The following is an 18,170-nucleotide window of genomic DNA, read 5'->3' as shown; positions in this document are numbered from 1 at the left end:
TTTTCTTCCCATCCTATTTACATGCCTGCAAAACTTCTTTACTCCCTGATCCGCCCTGCCCTGTTTGCCATGGATCCGGAAAATGCCCATCACCTGACTTTACCTGCTCTGCAGCGCGCCAATAAACTGGGCTTGGGTGGCTTGCTGGGCAATAAGCCTGCAGAAGATGCGCGCACTGTCATGGGTGTGCGCTTTCCCAATCCGGTAGGTCTTGCTGCTGGCTTGGACAAGGACGGTGCGTATATTGATGGTCTGGCGGCAATCGGTTTTGGTTCCATAGAAATTGGCACGGTCACGCCGCGTGCGCAAGCGGGCAACCCCAAGCCACGCATGTTCCGCCTGCCGCAGGCTGATGCGATTATCAATCGCATGGGTTTTAATAATGGCGGCGTCGATGCCTTTGTCAAAAATGTGCAGGCTTCGCGTTTTTACCAGGACAAACAAGGCGTGCTTGGCCTCAACATAGGCAAGAATGCCGATACGCCAATAGAACGCGCCGCTGAAGATTATCTGCTTTGCCTGGCCAAGGTTTATCCCTATGCCAGTTATGTCACAGTGAATATCTCTTCTCCCAACACCAAGAACCTGCGCCAGTTGCAAGGTGCAACCGAGCTTGATGCCTTGCTGTCACAACTCAAGGAGGCGCAGCAAAAACTGGCGGATGAACATAAACGTTATGTGCCAGTTGCCCTGAAGATCGCCCCTGATATCGACGCAGAACAGATCAAGACCATAGCTGAAGCCCTGCTGCGTCACAAGATAGATGGAGTGATTGCGACCAATACCACCATCACCCGCGATGCCGTACAAGGCTTGCCGCATGCAGAAGAAACGGGTGGCCTGTCTGGCAAACCCGTCTTTGAATTATCGAATCGTGTCATCCGTGCCCTGAAGGCAGAACTGGGTAATGAGTTACCCATCATCGGTGTCGGAGGGATTTTTTCTGGTGCCGATGCTGTGGCTAAAATGCAGGCGGGAGCAGCGCTGGTACAAGTGTATTCTGGCCTGATTTATCAAGGCCCGGCATTAGTCAAAGACTGCGCAGATGCCTTGCGCGGACATAAATAATTTATCCTTATCATCATGAAGAAAATTTTACTTGGCAATAGCCAACTGAATGTAACCACCATTTGCCTGGGCACCATGACCTTTGGCGAGCAAAACACAGAAGCAGAAGCGCACGAGCAGCTGGATTATGCGCTGGAGCGTGGCATTAACTTTATTGATACGGCAGAGATGTATCCGGTCATGCCGCGTGCAGCTACGCAAGGCAAGACCGAACAATACATAGGCAGCTGGATAAAAAAATCCGGCAAGCGTAGCGAGATTGTGCTGGCGACTAAAGTAGCCGGCCCCTCACGCGGCATGGGCTGGATACGCAATGGCGAAAATGATTTGAATGAAAAGAATATTCGTGCTGCCATAGAAACCAGCTTGCAACGCCTGCAAACAGACTACATCGACCTCTACCAATTGCACTGGCCCAGCCGCAATGCCCCCATCTTTGGACAAAAACAATTTGATCCAGCACTGGAAAGACCCTGTACAGATATCGCCGAAACAGTGGCGGTATTGAATGCCCTCGTCAAGGAAGGCAAGATACGCGCTTTTGGCGTATCAAATGAAACATCCTGGGGTGTCAGTGAGTTTATCAAGCAGGCAGAACTGCAAGGCGCAGCGAACATCGCCAGCATACAAAATGCCTACAACCTGGTGAACCGTTCATTTGAACAGGGTCTGGATGAAACGTGCTTCCGCGAAAATGTAGGCTTGCTGGCGTATAGCCCGCTGGCATTCGGGCAATTGACCGCCAAATACATCGACGATGCCAAAGCCCATGGCCGCCTGACGATATTCCCGCCGACCTGGAGTCCACGCTACATGCGTGCCAGCGTATTTGAAGCCAGCAAACGTTATGCGGCTCTGGCGCGTGAACATGGATTGACGCCAGCACAACTGGCACTGGCCTGGTGTTATTCGCGCAGCTTTGTCGCCAGTACCATCATAGGTGCGACTAATGTGACGCAGTTGAAGGAGAATATTGATGCGCTGGATGTGCAACTCAATGATGAACTCATGCAGGGCATCAATCGCATTCATGAAGAGCTGAACAACCCCGGGCAGTAATGTTATTGCGATGGGACATCAATAAAATGATGCCTTCGGCAAGAAGTTTTCAACTGGCATAAAATATAAGTGCAATTGCAACAAATGCCTATTGATCCTTTTACCGGAGAACCGAGATGTCCCAATTGCGTATTAATATTATCAAATCCCTCATCTGCTTTTTTGCCATCTCTGCGTTGCTGATTGTTTTTCTGCGCAGCCTGGTTCCAAATATTTCCCCCTTACGTGTATTCCCTTATATTGCGCTGGGCATTTTTGTATTTGCCTTTGCGCTATACCTGACTATCATCATCAGGGGTGGTTTTAATCAGTGGAGTATCAATAAGGGAGCTATTGATCCTGCATGGCTGTGGTTTGCTACAAACCCACCGGGGCTGGATTCCATCACCAACAACAATACTCCAGCAGCAATGTCACAAGATGCCATTGATACCAGCTCAGCTACAAGTATCGCTTGCAGTGTTGACATGGCAAGCTCTTGCCAGACATCAAGTATGGACAGCGGGAGCAATTAGTAAATTTCCGTTAGGGCAGATACGCGTAACACGGGAGTAAGCGCCACGCGCCAATCTGCCCCCCATACTTATGGTTATTTTTGCGGCCTGACTGGCAGTGGCACATTACACAGGTCTATATACCCTGCCGGCACCTTATACCAGTCACCGCCGCGATTTCTTTGCGCATCGATAATTGATTTGAAAGTTGCAGTATCAGTGCGGATGATTTCCAGTTTGCTGCGTTCGGACTCGGGCACATCGGCAGCTATTTTCATGCTCTTGATGGGAGTGCGCTCTTCGGCTTTTTCATAAAAGCCCAAAGGCCCTGTACCACGTGGCAACGTGGTCAGTAATTCCATGCCTTGCACAACACGACCAACTACCGTGATATTTCTATCCAGCTGTCTTGGCGCATGCCCGGTCACCACATACAAAGATGTGCCGTTGCCGCTGTTCGCATCAGTGCCACGGGCAACGCCTACACTGGCATAACAATGCGCTAGCCAGGCCGTGCCGGTCCTGGGATCACGCCCCGCCGGAAAACTGTTTGCATGACCCACTTGCGGCGCATAGCCATCGATATCAGGCAACTGCGTAAACGGTAAATTGGCAGGGTATTTGACGGTGAATTCACCGTCAAGCTTGCGTTTGGCCGTTTTAACTTCACGCTTCTCATCCGGGTCTGCCCATTGCGCGACATAGTTCTCTTGCGACCGTACGATAGCCAAACCATCAAAATAACCCTCGTGTACCAGTGCCTTGATATTTTGTGCATGATTGGGGGCAAAATTGGGGGCCAGCTCTATGACGACACGGCCTTTGTCCAGATTCAGGTACAGCGTATTTTCAGGATCAAGCGGCCTCCAGTCCGTGGCCTTGGAATCTTTAAGGATATCACCAAGATTCAGTTTGGATGCCTGCACTGCCTTGACTGGCGGGTTCTTGGCTTTAGCTGGTGCAGCTTGTACGGTAGCAGACAAGCACAGGCCTGCGACCAGGCAAGTTATCAAGGATTTTCCAGCGGGCACAGCAACAAAACGTAAAGACATTATTCGACTCCGGTAAAGTGCACAAAAAACAGAGGACCATTGCCGCTCAGGCAAGAAGGGGTGACCTTACGCGAATGAATTAATTTTGTCCATATACCCCCAATATATCTAACTAGCTACTTGGCTTATTATTTGGGTCAAATATGCTATTTCCTGGCTCTTCTCATTGTAATATTGCAAAATTCCGGCGAATCCGGTAAAACCTGATTCAATCTTTTATTTCAAGGAGTCCTTGTTTGAAACCTCAACTTCACGCACCTACCGGTGCATTTGTGGGCGCATCATGGGCCGCATTGTTTATAGGTGCAGCCACTTATTTTGCTGGCGTCTGGAATGCAGAGATGCAATTGAATGAAAAAGGTTATTACTTTGCCGTCTTGATGTATGGCCTGTTTGCTGCCGTTTCCTTGCAAAAATCGGTACGTGACAAACTCGAAGGCATTCCTGTTACCGGCATCTACTTTGGCCTGTGCTGGCTGTCGCTGGGTTTATCGATACTTTTACTGGCTGTAGGTTTGTTCAATGCAACACTGGGCTGGAGCGAAAAAGGCTTCTTTGCCATGGCATTCTTGCTGAGCCTGTTTGCTGCTGTTGCAGTACAAAAAAATGTGCGCGATATCAAGCTGCTCAAACCTGATCCAGATACCTTGCCCATGCACGATGGCCACGAAAACTGATTCCTGGCTAAAACTATAGAACGAAAAACTCATCGTGAATAATGATGTTCCCAAAAACGGTGACTTTGCCGCTTATCTGGAAAGTCTGGGCAAGCAAAGCACAGCAGGTGCGCCACAACATCCTGAGCCAGACTATGTCTTGCCCGCTTTTCAAGCCAGTCAAGAATTGACTTTCGAGGAAAAATTGCACCTGCAAGAACTTGCTGAACTTCCACCTGTAGCAGACGATGATTTATTGACGCAAGCGCTGGCAACTGCTGGAGATGGGCTTGAATATGGCATGGATGCAGAGGCTGGTGACGATGCTGACAATGAAGACTTGAATGCGCAGACCAGTCCGCAGGAGGAGCCAGAAGACGAGCGGGATGCCCTGGCATTTCTGGGTGAGCACGCCTTGAACCTGGCACATCAAGCCAGACCAGAAGAACTGAATGAGCTACCGCCAATCTCTGAAGAAGAATTGATACAACAGGCAATGGCTAAACCAGCAGATGGGGAAGATAGCTCACCAGACTAAAACAGTCGTCACAAAGAAAAAGAGCCTGTATTTGAAAAAATGCAGGCTGTTTACATTTTACTGGGATCAGCCGTAAGCCAGTGACAAATGCCCTGCACGGACACTTGCAGTGGATTTCACTTCCACCTGCATGGAGTTTTGCAGTGAAGCGATAGAACCACCAGCACGGTACTGGAAACTGACTTGCAACAGATCACCTTCTTTCACCGCAACTGGCTGGGCCAATGGCAAGGCCATATAGTGATTCAACCAGTCTATGGTGGATGAGGTTTCCATCAATACCGCCAGTATATTCTTGGTCACAAAACGCAAGGCACTGACCGTTCCCGATTTTTCTATGGTAAAACTGCCCTCCCATTTGATTTGCAAGTCATTGGGTTGACTGAAATCAATAATGCTGTACAAGGCCGGTTGCGCCAACTCTATCGTGTCGGCAGAAAAAACACCAGCCTGCTGAAACTGGATAATCGGCGCCTGATAGCCAGAAAAATCATAAGCCTGCTGCAAAGGCTGCACTGCCATGACGACGGCTTCTGGTATGAACAGGGGCAATGGACCGCCAAATTTTGCGGCATAGCGCTTTTTAAAATTCTCGATTACTTCCACCTGTTTTTCACGCAGCATCGCGACATGGATCATTTCGCAAATGACGACATCGACAGGTTCTGGTGGCAGGTATTCAAAGGCATCGGCGTGGATGACTTCGACTTTTTCACCATCGCGGTTCATGGCCAGCAAGCGTCGTGCTTCATCGACCATGTCAGGATTAAATTCTACGCAATACACCTTGGACGCCGCCTGTGCAGCAAACCACGACAAAACGCCTGTGCCCCCACCCAACTCCAGCACCTTGGCTCCCTCAAATACCTGGCGGCGTATCGCCGCCTTGAAGTTGTCCATTCGGTTCAGGTCCATCAACATATTGTGATGGTATTGCAGGGGGATAAACTGGCCCAGGTAGCAACTCTCAGCCTCGCGCTCTATCAACATGTTCACTCCTTCATTTCTATTTTCATCATGTGGCTGCCATCTGAAGAGCTCTGCAGGACAGTCGATTTTTCGCCAACAACACACAACGCCAACTTCGCTGAGTGTATGGCTTGAGAGAATGATTATCCTTGGCTTATCAGGAAGTGATGCACAGAGCTAAGCAGCGAAACTGTATCAATTCTTGCGTATGCGAAAGATGGCCGCATGCAAAGCATGCTTGCCAATTAACTTTATGCAAAGAAACGGATACGCGCAATGCCAGTTTTGAAAAAAACAAGTAACAGGATTTAAATAACAGATGGACTGACAATCAGTTTGATTTTGGACGTTCACAGCGCCCATCCTGATATGCCTGGGCCAGTTGCTCCCAGCCTTCGCCTGGAGAAGTCTGGGAGCAGACCACATGGGCATTGAGTTTGCTGCGCCACTTATACCAGGCGGCTGGCGCAGCATACGCCGGAGTGACGAGTAATACCATGCTCAGTACAATTATCTTTCTGAACATGATCATACTTGTCACCCCCGGTTTTGTGGTTAATAAAGGCTTAGCTTAGCGCTGTAGTTGATAATGTACGATAAGCTGCAAGTTCATCAATCGTCAAGATCACGATATCGTGAGTCACTGCATATTCTATGATTTGTGCGCCTTTGGCCATGCTGCCATCCGGGTTCATCAATTCACATAATACAGCTGCAGGAGACAACCCTGCCATGATAGCCAGGTCAACAGAACCTTCAGTATGTCCGCGACGGCTGAGTACACCACCAGGTGCAGCCCGTAAAGGAAAGACATGGCCAGGCCGGGCCAAATCCTCAGGTTTAGCATCTGCTGCGATGGCGGTCAGAATAGTGGTGACGCGGTCAGTCGCAGAAACGCCGGTAGTCACGCCTTGTTTGGCCTCTATAGACACTGTGAAAGCGGTGCCGTAGCGGCTTTCATTGTGGCTGACCATGGGCGGCAGATCGAGTTGCTGCAACTTGTCGTCTGTCAGGCACAGGCAGACAATACCGCTGCAATCGCGTATCAGCCTGGCCATGGATTCAACGGTGATTTTTTCTGCGGCAACAATGAGATCTGCCTCGTTTTCGCGGTCAAAGTCATCCATGAGCAAAACAGGACGGCCATTGCGCAAATCTGCCAACGCTCTGGACAGGCGCTGCTCAAAAGGACTAAGGGATAAAATTTCCGGCTGGGCGGAATTGGAGGATGGGACGGTATTACTAATAGTATTGAACATAATGAAACGCTCCGGCAAAAGTGAATGTGCAAAAGACGTTTCAGGGAGTAAAAAAACGAATAGCCAAACACCAACGCCCATGGTTTTCACCACGGGAATTTTGTATAAGGCGCATCTTCTCTCATCCGGACTATGACCGTCGGCCCTGGAATCTCACCAGATCTGCTGACCTTGCAAACTGATACAAACTCATTGCAACAGTTTTTACTGCAAGCGCTCGCGGGCTTGTTCACTCGCATTGCCAGGGCAATACTGTGAATTTACCGCCGGTGGGGAATTACACCCCGCCCTGAAGACGTACAACCTGCCGAGATATTCGGCCATTGAATTATACGCAAAAATAAAATGACTGCTTGAACATGCTTTAATCGACAATTTTCACTAAATACGAAAAACATATATCAACATGAGAATTATTGAAAATATTATTGGAATTGCCTCGCATTTCCACAGGGCAACATCTATGCTTGTTTTTGAGAAGCTTCCTCGCGTTTATGCTTTTCCGGTTTGACGGCAGTCTGCTCAAAAGCACATGATTTTTTCAAACCACGCTACGTCAACCAATAAAAACACATCAAAAGCGCAAGCTTTCCTGCATAAATTGTCTCTTATATAATTTATTTATTTTTTACGAATTAAACTAAAGGCAATATCAGTCCAGCGATTTTGCATATATCAAATACGTATATAAGCAAATGAATACTAAGTAGTTTGGAATAAAGCCTGTATTCATTACGATGCACTTACTTTGCGCGAGGCGACATGACGTTAACCTATATATTTTCAGGATTTGCAGTGGGCACTCTGGTCGGCCTGACCGGGGTAGGTGGTGGCTCGCTGATGACTCCTCTGTTGACCCTGCTGTTTGGTGTTTCACCGACAGTGGCAGTAGGCACCGACCTCGCCTTTGCCTCCATCACCAAGGCCGCAGGTACTTTTACCCATAGATTGCGTGGTACGGTTGAATGGCATGTAGTACGACTGCTGTGCTACGGCGCTTTGCCTGCCGCCGTCGTCGCCACCCTGTTTCTTAAGCAGTTTGGTGCATTGGACAAGGAAATTGGTCAGCTCATACGCTACTCCATCGCTGTCTCGGTCTTGCTGACAGTGGTTGCTTTGCTGTTCAAGGGCAAAATGCTGAACTGGCTCAACAAGCACCCTGAAAAACAACTACAAGGCAAAAAATTGGCCGCGGCCACGATCATCTCAGGCGCAGTGTTAGGTACGCTGGTGACTATCTCCTCTATTGGTGCCGGTGCGATCGGTGCAACTTTGCTGGTCATGCTGTATCCACGCATGTCTGCCGCGCACATCGCTGGCACGGATATCGCCTATGCAGTACCTCTGACGGCCATTGCAGCTTTTGGTCACTGGTGGCTGGGCTCGATAGACTGGGTTTTGCTGGGCAGCCTGCTGATTGGCTCTTTGCCAGGCATTACTCTGGGCTCGATGGCAGCGCGTGCAGTACCAGAAAAATTTTTACGTGGCCTGTTGGCAACCACTCTGACTTTGGTTGCTGCCAAGCTTGTCCTTTGACTCTGTTTGCAAACGCGTACTTACAGACGCATTTTATGGGTAATTAAAGATGTATCGTTACGACCAGCACGATCACCAAATCATCAAGGAACGTATTGCACAATTCCGTGACCAGGTTAGCCGCCGGCTCTCGAATGAATTGAGTGAAGATGAATTCCGTATTTTGCGTCTGCAAAACGGCCTGTACATGCAGCGTCACGCCTATATGCTGCGGGTGGCAGTGCCATACGGCATGCTGTCGTCGAACCAGGTACGCAAGTTTGCTCATATTGCCCGCAAATATGATCGTGGTTATGGTCATTTTACGACTCGTCAGAATATCCAGTACAACTGGATTAACCTGGAAGATACACCAGACATACTGGAAGAACTGGCATCAGTAGAAATGCATGCCATCCAGACTTCTGGCAATTGCATGCGCAATATCACATCGGATGAATTCGCTGGTGTTGCTGCGGATGAAGTGATAGATCCGCGCGCCTATGCAGAAATCCTGCGTCAATGGACTACCTTCCACCCTGAGTTTGCCTACTTGCCGCGCAAGTTCAAGATCGCCATCAATGGTGCAAAAGAAGACCGTGCCGCGATTGCAGTGCATGATATTGGCCTGACTGTGGTACACAATGAAGCTGGCGAAGTCGGCTTCAAGGTCATGGTAGGCGGTGGCATGGGCCGTACGCCTATCCTCGGTAGTGTGATACGTGATTTCCTGCCATGGAAGCATGTCATGACCTACCTCGAAGCGATACTGCGTATCTATAACCAGTACGGTCGTCGCGATAATATCTATAAAGCACGTATCAAGATACTGGTGAAAGCCATAGGTGCTGAAGACTTTGCCCGTCAGGTAGAAGAAGAATGGCAAGACATCAAGGACGGCCCAGCCACCCTGACAGAAGCAGAATTGAAACGTGTCGCCAGTTACTTCACAACGCCAGATTATGAAAATCTGCCTGCGCAAGATGCCGCTTATGAACAGCACTTGCAGGACAATAAATCCTTTGCCAACTGGGTCAAGCGTAATGTCAAACCACATAAAGTGGCTGGTTATTCTGCAGTGGTGCTGTCGCTGAAAAAACCGGGTGTGCCACCTGGCGATGCCAGTTCCGAACAACTAGACTTTATCGCTGATCTGGCTGACCAATATAGTTTTGGCGAACTGCGTGTCACGCATGAGCAAAATCTGGTACTGGCTGATGTCAAAGTAGCCGACTTGTTCACCGTCTGGCAAGAAGCCAAGGCCCATGGCCTGGCGACACCAAATATCGGTTTGCTGACGGACATGATCTGCTGCCCTGGCGGTGACTTCTGCGCGCTGGCAAATGCCAAGTCCATCCCTATCGCGCTGGATATCACGGATCGCTTCAACGACCTTGATTATCTGCATGATATTGGCGACATAGAACTCAATATGTCTGGCTGTATCAATGCCTGCGGTCACCACCATGTTGGCAATATCGGCATCCTCGGTGTAGATAAAGACGGTAGCGAGTTTTACCAGGTGTCCATCGGTGGCGCACAAGGCAATAGCGCCGCCATAGGCAAGATCATAGGCCCGTCTTTTGCTGCTGGACAAATGCCGGAAGTGATAGACCGCATCATCCAGGTGTATGTGCGCGACCGTCTCGAAAACGAACGCTTCATCGATACAGCACAACGTCTGGGTATAGCGCCATTCAAGGAATTTGTGTATGCAACACCGATACGTACCAATGAGCATCATGGTGAAGACGCCGGCACTGCTGTCAGCTACTGAAATTAAGAAAGTGCATCATGCGAGAAATTATTAAAGACAAAGCCATCGTAGCCGACGACTGGACAGTATTGCGTCTCACCGAAAATGAAACACCGGATGCCGTCGGCGTACCCGCAGGCAAAGTCATCATCCCTTTGAAAGTATGGTTACTGCAACGCGAAAGCCTGTTGAACCGTACTGATATTGCCGTCTGGTTCAGCAGCGATGAGCAGGCAAAAGAATTGAAAGAAGATATCAGTCGCTTTAGTCTGCTGGCAGTGGATTTCCCTAAATTTGCAGATGGCCGTGGTTATTCCATCGCCTATAACCTGCGCTCACGCCTTAACTTCACTGGCGAACTGCGCGCTATTGGTGATGTCTTGCGCGACCAGTTGTTTTACATGCAGCGCGTGGGCTTCAATGCTTTTGCCACTCGTGAAGACAAGAATATCCATGATGCTATCAAGGGCCTGACTGATTTTTCAGAAAAATATCAGACTTCATGGGATGAAAAAAATCCCCTGTTCCGCCGTGCGGAGCGCACCGGAGCACAGGCATGAGTGATTTTCAGGAGCGCCTTGCCGCAACACAGGCTATATTGGAAAGAATCGCTGATGACTTTGAGCCAGCGGTATTTGCTTCCAGCCTGGCGGCAGAAGACATGGTGTTGACTGACCTGATTTTGCGCAAGAAATTGAATATCACGATTTTCTCGCTGGAAACCGGACGCCTGCATGCAGAAACCCTGGGCATGCTGGATAAAGTCAAGGAAACCTATGGCACAGAAATCAAGCTGTTCAAGCCGGATGCTGCTGCAGTAGAAAATTATGTCAGCCAGCATGGGCTGAATGCGTTTTATGACAGTGTAGAAATGCGCAAGGAATGCTGCCGCATACGCAAGGTAGAACCGCTGAAACGTGCACTGGCAGGCAACAAGGCCTGGGTCACAGGCCAGCGCCGTGCGCAGTCTGCAACACGTACTGAATTGGCGATACAGGAAGATGATGCAACACATGGCCTGCAAAAGTTTAATCCTTTGGCAGATTGGTCAGAAGATGATGTCTGGCACTATCTCAGGAGCAACAATGTGCCTTACAATCCTTTGCATGACAAAGGATATCCATCAATAGGTTGTGAACCCTGCACCCGCGCCATACAACCAGGTGAAGATGTCAGGGCTGGACGATGGTGGTGGGAAAACCCCGATTCCAAGGAATGTGGCCTGCATGTGGTGGATGGCAAGCTGATCCGAATTAAACAAGCTGTCTGAAGAAGAAAAATCATGAATACTGTCGTGGAAAACCATTTTATTGATGCTGCGAGCAATCGCCACCTGGATTGGCTGGAATCCGAAGCCATCCATATCATGCGCGAAGTCGCGGCTGAATGCAGTAACCCTGCCCTGCTGTTTTCTGGCGGCAAAGACTCCATCGTCTTGCTACGCCTCGCAGAAAAGGCTTTCCGCCCGGGTAAATTCCCTTTCCCGCTGGTGCATATTGATACTGGTCATAACTTCCCAGAAGTTATCGCCTTTCGCGACAAGCGCGTGGCACAGCTCGGTGAACGCCTGATCGTCGGGTCGGTAGAAGAATCCATACGCCGTGGCACAGTACGCCTGCGCAACCCGGCAACCGATTCACGCAATGCCGCACAAGCCGTAACCTTGCTGGAAACCATCGCTGAACATAAGTTTGATGCCTGCATAGGCGGTGCCCGTCGTGATGAAGAAAAAGCCCGTGCCAAGGAAAGGATATTCTCTTTCCGTGATGAATTTGGTCAATGGAACCCGAAAGCCCAACGCCCGGAATTGTGGGACCTGTATAACACCCGCGTGCACGCCGGTGAAAACATGCGCGTCTTCCCTATATCGAACTGGACCGAGCTCGACGTCTGGCAATACATCGCCCGTGAAAAACTGGAATTGCCACAAATTTATTTTGCCCATGAACGTCAGGTCATACCACGCAATGGCTTGCTGGTACCGCTGACAGATTTGACGCCACCACGTGATGGTGAAACGGTAGAGACGCAGGTCGTGCGCTTCCGTACTGTTGGTGATATTTCATGCACCTGCCCGGTATCGTCTGATGCCGCAACAGTAGAAGCCATCATCGCTGAGACAGCGATTACCCAAATTACAGAACGTGGCGCCACACGCATGGATGACCAGACATCAGAAGCATCGATGGAAAAACGTAAAAAAGAAGGATATTTCTAATGAATGCCGTAGAACAATTGACTGCCGCCGTTGGTAGAGAACGTGGCCTGTTGCGCTTCATCACGGCGGGTTCAGTGGATGATGGCAAGAGCACTTTGATTGGTCGCCTGCTGTTTGACAGCAAGGGTATTTTTGCTGACCAGCTTGATGCCATCTCACGCGCCAAGCACAAGCGCACCGTTGGCGATACCATAGACTTGTCCCTGCTGACTGATGGCCTGGAAGCAGAACGCGAGCAAGGCATCACCATCGATGTGGCCTATCGCTATTTCGCGACGCCAAAACGCAAGTTCATCATCGCCGATACACCTGGCCATGAACAATACACGCGCAATATGGTGACTGGTGCATCGACTGCCGATGCAGTCATCATTTTGATCGACGTGTCCAAGGTCAAACTCAATGATGATGGCAGTGTCGATTTGCTGACGCAAACCAAACGTCATTCCACCATTGCCCATTTGCTGCAGATTGAACATGTCATCGTCGCTGTCAACAAGATGGATCTGGTGAACTACGACCAGACGGTATATGAGCGCATCATTGGCGCCTACCAGGAGTTTGCTGATCAACTGGGCCTGAAAGACATACGCCCTATCCCACTGTCTGCCCTGGCGGGTGACAATGTCGTCACAGCGAGCGAAAAACTGGCCTGGTACAAGGGCCCGACGCTGATAGAGTTACTGGAATCCTTAAACGTCTATGATGCCTGTCACGACGAACCTTTCCGCTTCCCGGTACAACTGGTGGCGCGCCATAATGGCCATGAAGCGAATGACTTCCGTGGTTATATGGGCCGTATTGAAGCAGGTAAAGTCAGCAAAGGCGACAAACTGCTGGTGCAGCCTGGTGGTCAGACAGCCACCGTCAAAGACATTCTGACGCTGGATACTTCACTGGACACCGCCGTCGTCGGTCAGTCAGTCACGATCTTGCTGGATGAATATGTTGATATTTCACGCGGCGATATGCTGGTAGGCGCAGACCGCCCGGCTACGCTGTTGAAAACCGTCAAGGCGGATTTGTGCTGGTTGTCAGAAGATGCGCTGGATATCCGTCGTAAATACTGGCTCAAACACACCACCAGACAAGTCGCTGCCAGGGTCACAGGCATAGATACTTTGCTTGACATCAATACTCAAGAGCGTCGTCCAGCCGAAATCCTGAAACTGAATGACATCGCCACAGTGACGCTGAATGTGGCTCAAGCGCTGGCAGTCGATGATTATCAAGACTTGCGCTCTACCGGCGCCTTCATCCTCATTGATGAAGTCACGCACCAGACCGTGGCTGCAGGCATGATACATCTGGCCTGAGTTATGTCGCAAACTCAGGGCAAGGTTTATCTGATAGGTGCGGGCCCGGGTGCTGCCGACCTGATTACGGTACGTGGTGCCCGCTTACTGGCACAGGCAGACGTGGTGCTGTATGACGCCCTGGTCACGGCAGAGATGCTGGATCTATGCCCTCAGGCAGTCAAAATTTCGGTAGGCAAACGCAGCGGACAACGCTCTGCTGCGCAAGAGCACATCAATCAGCAAATGCTGGAATGCGCGGCGCAATATGCCCTCGTCGTTCGCCTCAAGGGCGGTGACCCCATGCTGTTTGGCCGTGCTGATGAAGAACTGACTGCGCTGGAAGCTGCAGGCATAGACTACGAAATCGTACCCGGCATCACCACTGCACTTGCAGCGGCAGCCAGTGTCAGACAACCGCTGACCAAGCGTGGCGTGGCACGCAGCGTTGCCTTGTTCACTTCCAGCACAGCCCCTGGCGAAAGGTCAGATACCCGCATACCTGAATGCGACACCCTGGTGCAATACATGGGTGGCAGAGAAGCCACACTGACAGCGCAACGCATGCTGGCGGCCAATTTCCCTGGCAATTTGCCTGTGGTCATCATAGAAAATTGCAGTCGCCCGAATGAATGCAGCCAGGCCTTGAGTCTGGTTGAATTATCCAAAGGTCTGCCCATCAGCACAGGGCCGGTATTAGTGATGATGGGTGAAGCAATGCGGGCACGTACTGTCAAATCATCGTGACAATGACGCTCGAATAAGACTAAGGTGGCAACCTTACACCAAGTCTGCGTGCCATTAATTGTAATATCCCACCATCTCGCAGTTGTTCATACAATTCGTCGTAGCGCAGGCGTAATTGCTCACAATTGGCATTTTTACAGTAAGCCAGATAACCATCCTGCATATCCATGAAGGGTTCTATCATCAGCAATTCATTGCTGATGCCCATGGTTTTCATGGTCGCTTCGGTATTGCGCATATTACTGGCAAGATAATCGACGCGCTTTGCCAGCAACATATTGAGGCCATTGGTCAGGGTGTTGGCAACCACAGGCTTGATGATGGTACGCAGGTTCTCAAACTGGGGGCCATATACCCAGCCATTGATGACACCAAGTTTGAGACCTGGCATGCTGGCATAATTGCCATCCCAGTTCAGGTCTGAACCTTTGCGTATATACAAGGCCATGATGTCGCGATAGAACGCACGTTTGGCAAAGCCGTATTTAGCTTCTCTTTCTGAGGTTTTATACGGGCCAATCAGTATCTGCGCCTGCTCATGTTCAACCATCCATTGCGCCCTGGCCCAGGGATAAATTTCGAATTTGACTTCATCCCCATTTTGCCTGGCAAGCACACGTATGATGTCGGCACCCAGCCCAGTGAATTCGCCAGTGGGAGTACGTTCAAATACATTGGCGAATTCTGTTCCGACAGCCAATACCTGGCCAGCGTTAGCGGCAGTGACAGGCAGTGCGAAAACGAGTGCCAGCAAGGCAATTGAAAATACTGTTTTCAACTGAATCATACTTTTTCCTGCATTCGGGGTCAGCACAGAAACAGCATTATTGATGAACAATAACCTTGCACTCATTTACCAGGAATAGCAACAGCCTTTATAGCACATTGAGGCAATAATCACGTATCGCCTGCAGAACCGTTTCATCTTCGCCAACAGCATTTACTATCTTGAATTGCAAATCAGGATGGCTTGCACGTATTGTCTCAGCGAGTACTGGCAAATCCCGCAGGACATGACCACCCTGCCCCAAAAACACGGGGGCCAAAGTGATACTTGTACATCCGTCTGCGACCAGTTGCGCGGCCAGCTCTGGCAATGACGGCGTCATGAATTCGAGGAATGCCAGGGCTACGGTGACATCCGGCAAACTGGCTTGCGTCATCGTTTGCAGACGCTGGAAAGGCGCAGCCCAGCGCGGGTCGCGGGCGCCGTGGGCAAACAGGATCAGGGATGATTTATTTGCCATCAGTTTCTTTCAACATAGCGTAGGCCCAATGAGGCAATAATAAGGAACAGGATACTCGGTACCACCGCAGTCACCAGCGCAGGCCAGGTATTGAGCAATCCCACATGCGAGAACAAGGCATTGATGAGGTAAAAAGTCATACCTATCATGATGCCGCTGAAAATCTTCAGGCTGACACCACCGCTGCGCACATGCAGGTAAGCAAACGGTAGCGCCAGCGCCATCATGACCAGCGCCGCAAATGGATAAGTGATTTTTTTCCAGAAGGCGATTTCATAGCGCTCACCATCCTGTTTATTATCTGCCAGATGCTTGGTGAACGCGGCCAGATCGGTTGCCGACATGCGGTCAGGATCAGCAAACAGTACTGACAAGATATCTGGTGTGACTTCTGATACGACGTCACGGCTTGCCAGCTTCTCGCTCTTGACAGCGGCAATATCTTCACTGGTCAGGGTTTTGGGGAAAGAAGTTTCTATCACGTCAGAAAGACGCCAGATATTCTTGCCCATGTATTCAGCATCCGTCGCTGTCATTTCGCGCGACAGGTGGAAGTTTTTATCAAACTCGAATATCTTGACGCTCTTCAAATGGCGGTTGGGCAGGATTTCTTTGACATTCAAAAAACGGGAACCGATGATGTCGCCAGTCAAACCATTTTCCCGCACCAGGTCCTTGGTCCACAAGCCGGTGCGGAATTCCTGCTCCAGTGATTCACCGATAGCGCTGAGTTTCATTTTCTCGGCAAACTTGCTGGAAACCGGCGAGATGACCTCGCCAAACAAGAAGGTCAGCAAAACAAATATCATGCCTATCTTGAGCAGGATACTACCCGCCATCATGGTGGACATGCTGGACGCACGCATGATTGTGAATTCAGAATTGGAAGCAAACTGCGCCAGTACATAAATCGTACCGATCAACACCGCAATAGGCATGAATTCATAGATACGGCCAGGCCAGCCTAGCAACACATAAATCACTGCGTGCTTGAGCTGATAGCCGCCCCTGTTCACCGAAGACTGTAATTCGTTGACCAGGTCGAAGAAGGAAAACAAGGCCAGCAAAGCCAGCATGACGAACAGGACTGAGCGTAATATCTCAACGCCAAAATATCTTTGTAAAATTTTCATGCTGGGCACTTTTCCTTACCGCGCAAACCTGATTTAAAACGTACCCACAACATTAAAGGGTGCCAGCGGCTATTCACTTTTAACCGCCATAAAAACATGCAGAGAGTCAGGACAGCCACAAACAAGTGATGTGGCCACCAGGCCATGCCGAAACTGCTACGCTCCTGTACCACCAGCGCCTGCAGGATATTCGTGACTGACAGGTAGATCACTACCAGCAGCAGCGCAACGATCAGATTGGCAGAGCGCCCGACACGCGGATTAACATAGCCCAGAGGGATAGCCAGCAGCAACAGCACCGCGCACATCAAAGGCAAAGATATACGCCACAACAGCTCGCCGAACTTGGTACTGTCCAGATTTTCCACCAAAGCTGTCAAGGGCATGGATTTAGCTGATTTGTCCCCGGCGATACTGGCATTCTGGCTGGATATCAGCACGCCATATTTCTCGAACTGCATCATCTGGAAATCAGGCGCAGTTGGCAAACCATCGTAGCGCCGCCCTTTACTCATGACCAGGAACTTGTCGCCAGCCTTGTCGATTTCTACCATGCCTTCTTTGGCAACGACTATGCTGGAACGGCCATCTTTATAGGTATTGATGAAAATGTTTTGTACTTTACTGAGGTCCCCGGCCACTTCTTCGACAAAGAAAATGCGGTCAGAAGAGGCCGATTCCTGAAACTTGCCTGGTGCCACCTTGGCAATATCAGAGCGTTTTTCAAACCGCTCACGGAACTCCACATTTTGTTGATTGGCCCAGGGCGTGACAATAAAACTCAGCAAGCCAGTCAGAATGACCAGCGGGCCACCGAAGCGCAAAACCGGCTTTATCCATTGGGTAAGGCTCAGGCCAGAGGCAAACCAGACCACCATTTCAGAATCCTGGTAACTGCGTGTGACTACCAGCAAGACCGAGATAAAACCAGTCAGCAGCAGCAAGATATGCATGTTCATCAATGCGGTAAACCCGATCAGGGCAACCACGTCAGCAGACGCAACCTTGCCTCCTGCTGCTTTTCCAAGGATGTTAATAAGCATCACGGATATCGTGATGGTGAACAGAGTTGTGAAGACTGCGCCGGCGGCACTGTTTAATTCACGTCGAAGCGCGCGCTGAAAAATCATGAGTAGGATTATAATGTCTGTTTTACGAGACTTA

The 18,170-nt window shown here is 50.0% G+C and carries 20 protein-coding genes and 1 riboswitch; of the genes, 12 read left to right on the top strand and 8 right to left on the bottom strand.

The window, feature by feature from the left end; all coding sequences use genetic code 11:
• Nucleotides 1-21 precede the first annotated feature (21 nt).
• The 3 genes from ACO0LN_RS00770 to ACO0LN_RS00760 all read left to right on the top strand — a co-directional run bounded on the left by ACO0LN_RS00770 (nt 22) and on the right by ACO0LN_RS00760 (nt 2,642).
• Nucleotides 22-1,068 carry a quinone-dependent dihydroorotate dehydrogenase gene (locus ACO0LN_RS00770; protein WP_422970503.1) on the top strand — a complete coding sequence of 349 codons (1,047 nt, stop codon included), beginning with the start codon at nt 22-24 and terminating at the stop codon, nt 1,066-1,068.
• A gap of 15 nt (nt 1,069-1,083) precedes the next feature.
• Nucleotides 1,084-2,127, top strand: coding sequence for an aldo/keto reductase (locus ACO0LN_RS00765; RefSeq protein ID WP_422970502.1), 1,044 nt, complete (start codon nt 1,084-1,086; stop codon nt 2,125-2,127).
• Nucleotides 2,128-2,243: 116 nt separating this feature from the next.
• Nucleotides 2,244-2,642 carry a hypothetical protein gene (locus ACO0LN_RS00760; RefSeq protein WP_422970501.1) on the top strand — a complete coding sequence of 133 codons (399 nt, stop codon included), beginning with the start codon at nt 2,244-2,246 and terminating at the stop codon, nt 2,640-2,642.
• A 74-nt stretch (nt 2,643-2,716) separates the two neighbouring features.
• On the opposite strand, the gene ACO0LN_RS00755 is transcribed toward ACO0LN_RS00760, so the two are convergent.
• Nucleotides 2,717-3,673: a peptidylprolyl isomerase gene (locus ACO0LN_RS00755; RefSeq protein WP_422970500.1), complete on the bottom strand. Its 957-nt coding sequence runs from the start codon at nt 3,671-3,673 to the stop codon at nt 2,717-2,719.
• A gap of 236 nt (nt 3,674-3,909) precedes the next feature.
• Here ACO0LN_RS00755 and yiaA point away from each other — a divergent pair, with 236 nt between their 5' ends.
• Complete coding sequence (yiaA, locus tag ACO0LN_RS00750) at nt 3,910-4,350, top strand: inner membrane protein YiaA (RefSeq protein WP_422970499.1); 441 nt, start codon at nt 3,910-3,912, stop codon at nt 4,348-4,350.
• Between the two features lie 34 nt (nt 4,351-4,384).
• Nucleotides 4,385-4,867 carry a hypothetical protein gene (locus tag ACO0LN_RS00745; protein ID WP_422970498.1) on the top strand — a complete coding sequence of 161 codons (483 nt, stop codon included), beginning with the start codon at nt 4,385-4,387 and terminating at the stop codon, nt 4,865-4,867.
• A 66-nt stretch (nt 4,868-4,933) separates the two neighbouring features.
• Here the strand turns inward: ACO0LN_RS00745 and ACO0LN_RS00740 are convergent, their stop codons facing one another.
• From ACO0LN_RS00740 to ribB, 3 genes are all read right to left on the bottom strand, one after another.
• Nucleotides 4,934-5,857: a methyltransferase domain-containing protein gene (locus ACO0LN_RS00740; RefSeq protein WP_422970497.1), complete on the bottom strand. Its 924-nt coding sequence runs from the start codon at nt 5,855-5,857 to the stop codon at nt 4,934-4,936.
• A 310-nt stretch (nt 5,858-6,167) separates the two neighbouring features.
• On the bottom strand, nt 6,168-6,362 hold the full coding sequence (locus ACO0LN_RS00735; RefSeq protein WP_422970496.1) for a hypothetical protein: 195 nt from the start codon (nt 6,360-6,362) through the stop codon (nt 6,168-6,170).
• Nucleotides 6,363-6,402: 40 nt separating this feature from the next.
• Nucleotides 6,403-7,095 (bottom strand): 3,4-dihydroxy-2-butanone-4-phosphate synthase, encoded by a 693-nt coding sequence (gene ribB, locus ACO0LN_RS00730; protein WP_422970495.1) that lies wholly within the window; start codon nt 7,093-7,095, stop codon nt 6,403-6,405.
• A 109-nt stretch (nt 7,096-7,204) separates the two neighbouring features.
• Nucleotides 7,205-7,396: riboswitch (FMN riboswitch) on the bottom strand.
• 461 nt (nt 7,397-7,857) lie between these two features.
• On the opposite strand from ribB, the gene ACO0LN_RS00725 reads away from it, so the two are divergent.
• Genes ACO0LN_RS00725 through cobA form a run of 7 tightly spaced genes read left to right on the top strand, consistent with a single transcriptional unit; the run spans nt 7,858 to nt 14,626 of the window.
• Complete coding sequence (locus ACO0LN_RS00725; RefSeq protein WP_422970494.1) at nt 7,858-8,631, top strand: sulfite exporter TauE/SafE family protein; 774 nt, start codon at nt 7,858-7,860, stop codon at nt 8,629-8,631.
• A gap of 49 nt (nt 8,632-8,680) precedes the next feature.
• Nucleotides 8,681-10,387, top strand: coding sequence for a nitrite/sulfite reductase (locus tag ACO0LN_RS00720; protein ID WP_422970493.1), 1,707 nt, complete (start codon nt 8,681-8,683; stop codon nt 10,385-10,387).
• A 17-nt stretch (nt 10,388-10,404) separates the two neighbouring features.
• The gene (locus ACO0LN_RS00715) at nt 10,405-10,926 is read left to right on the top strand and encodes a DUF934 domain-containing protein (protein WP_422970492.1); all 522 of its coding nucleotides are present in this window, start codon (nt 10,405-10,407) and stop codon (nt 10,924-10,926) included.
• Nucleotides 10,923-11,636, top strand: a complete 714-nt coding sequence (locus ACO0LN_RS00710) for a phosphoadenylyl-sulfate reductase (RefSeq protein ID WP_422970491.1) — start codon at nt 10,923-10,925, stop codon at nt 11,634-11,636. Before ACO0LN_RS00715 ends, ACO0LN_RS00710 begins: the two co-directional genes overlap by 4 nt.
• A gap of 12 nt (nt 11,637-11,648) precedes the next feature.
• Entirely contained in the window at nt 11,649-12,584 is a 936-nt protein-coding gene (cysD, locus tag ACO0LN_RS00705; RefSeq protein WP_162041759.1) for a sulfate adenylyltransferase subunit CysD, read from the top strand.
• Nucleotides 12,584-13,900: a sulfate adenylyltransferase subunit 1 gene (locus ACO0LN_RS00700; protein ID WP_422970490.1), complete on the top strand. Its 1,317-nt coding sequence runs from the start codon at nt 12,584-12,586 to the stop codon at nt 13,898-13,900. The genes cysD and ACO0LN_RS00700 overlap by 1 nt, the downstream gene beginning before the upstream one ends.
• 3 nt (nt 13,901-13,903) lie before the next feature.
• Entirely contained in the window at nt 13,904-14,626 is a 723-nt protein-coding gene (gene cobA / locus ACO0LN_RS00695; protein ID WP_422970489.1) for a uroporphyrinogen-III C-methyltransferase, read from the top strand.
• Nucleotides 14,627-14,645: 19 nt separating this feature from the next.
• On the opposite strand, the gene ACO0LN_RS00690 is transcribed toward cobA, so the two are convergent.
• The 4 genes from ACO0LN_RS00690 to lptF all read right to left on the bottom strand — a co-directional run bounded on the left by ACO0LN_RS00690 (nt 14,646) and on the right by lptF (nt 18,136).
• Nucleotides 14,646-15,413, bottom strand: a complete 768-nt coding sequence (locus ACO0LN_RS00690; protein WP_422970488.1) for a substrate-binding periplasmic protein — start codon at nt 15,411-15,413, stop codon at nt 14,646-14,648.
• Between the two features lie 88 nt (nt 15,414-15,501).
• Entirely contained in the window at nt 15,502-15,873 is a 372-nt protein-coding gene (locus ACO0LN_RS00685) for a sirohydrochlorin chelatase (protein WP_422970487.1), read from the bottom strand.
• Complete coding sequence (gene lptG, locus ACO0LN_RS00680; protein WP_162041764.1) at nt 15,873-17,006, bottom strand: LPS export ABC transporter permease LptG; 1,134 nt, start codon at nt 17,004-17,006, stop codon at nt 15,873-15,875. Before lptG ends, ACO0LN_RS00685 begins: the two co-directional genes overlap by 1 nt.
• Nucleotides 17,003-18,136, bottom strand: a complete 1,134-nt coding sequence (gene lptF / locus ACO0LN_RS00675) for an LPS export ABC transporter permease LptF (RefSeq protein WP_162041765.1) — start codon at nt 18,134-18,136, stop codon at nt 17,003-17,005. Before lptF ends, lptG begins: the two co-directional genes overlap by 4 nt.
• Nucleotides 18,137-18,170: the final 34 nt, after the last annotated feature.

The organism is Undibacterium sp. TC9W, assembly GCF_049339865.1.
Classification (GTDB): domain Bacteria; phylum Pseudomonadota; class Gammaproteobacteria; order Burkholderiales; family Burkholderiaceae_D; genus Undibacterium.
Note: the sequence above shows the minus strand (reverse complement) of the source record. Positions and strands in the feature narration are given on the sequence as shown.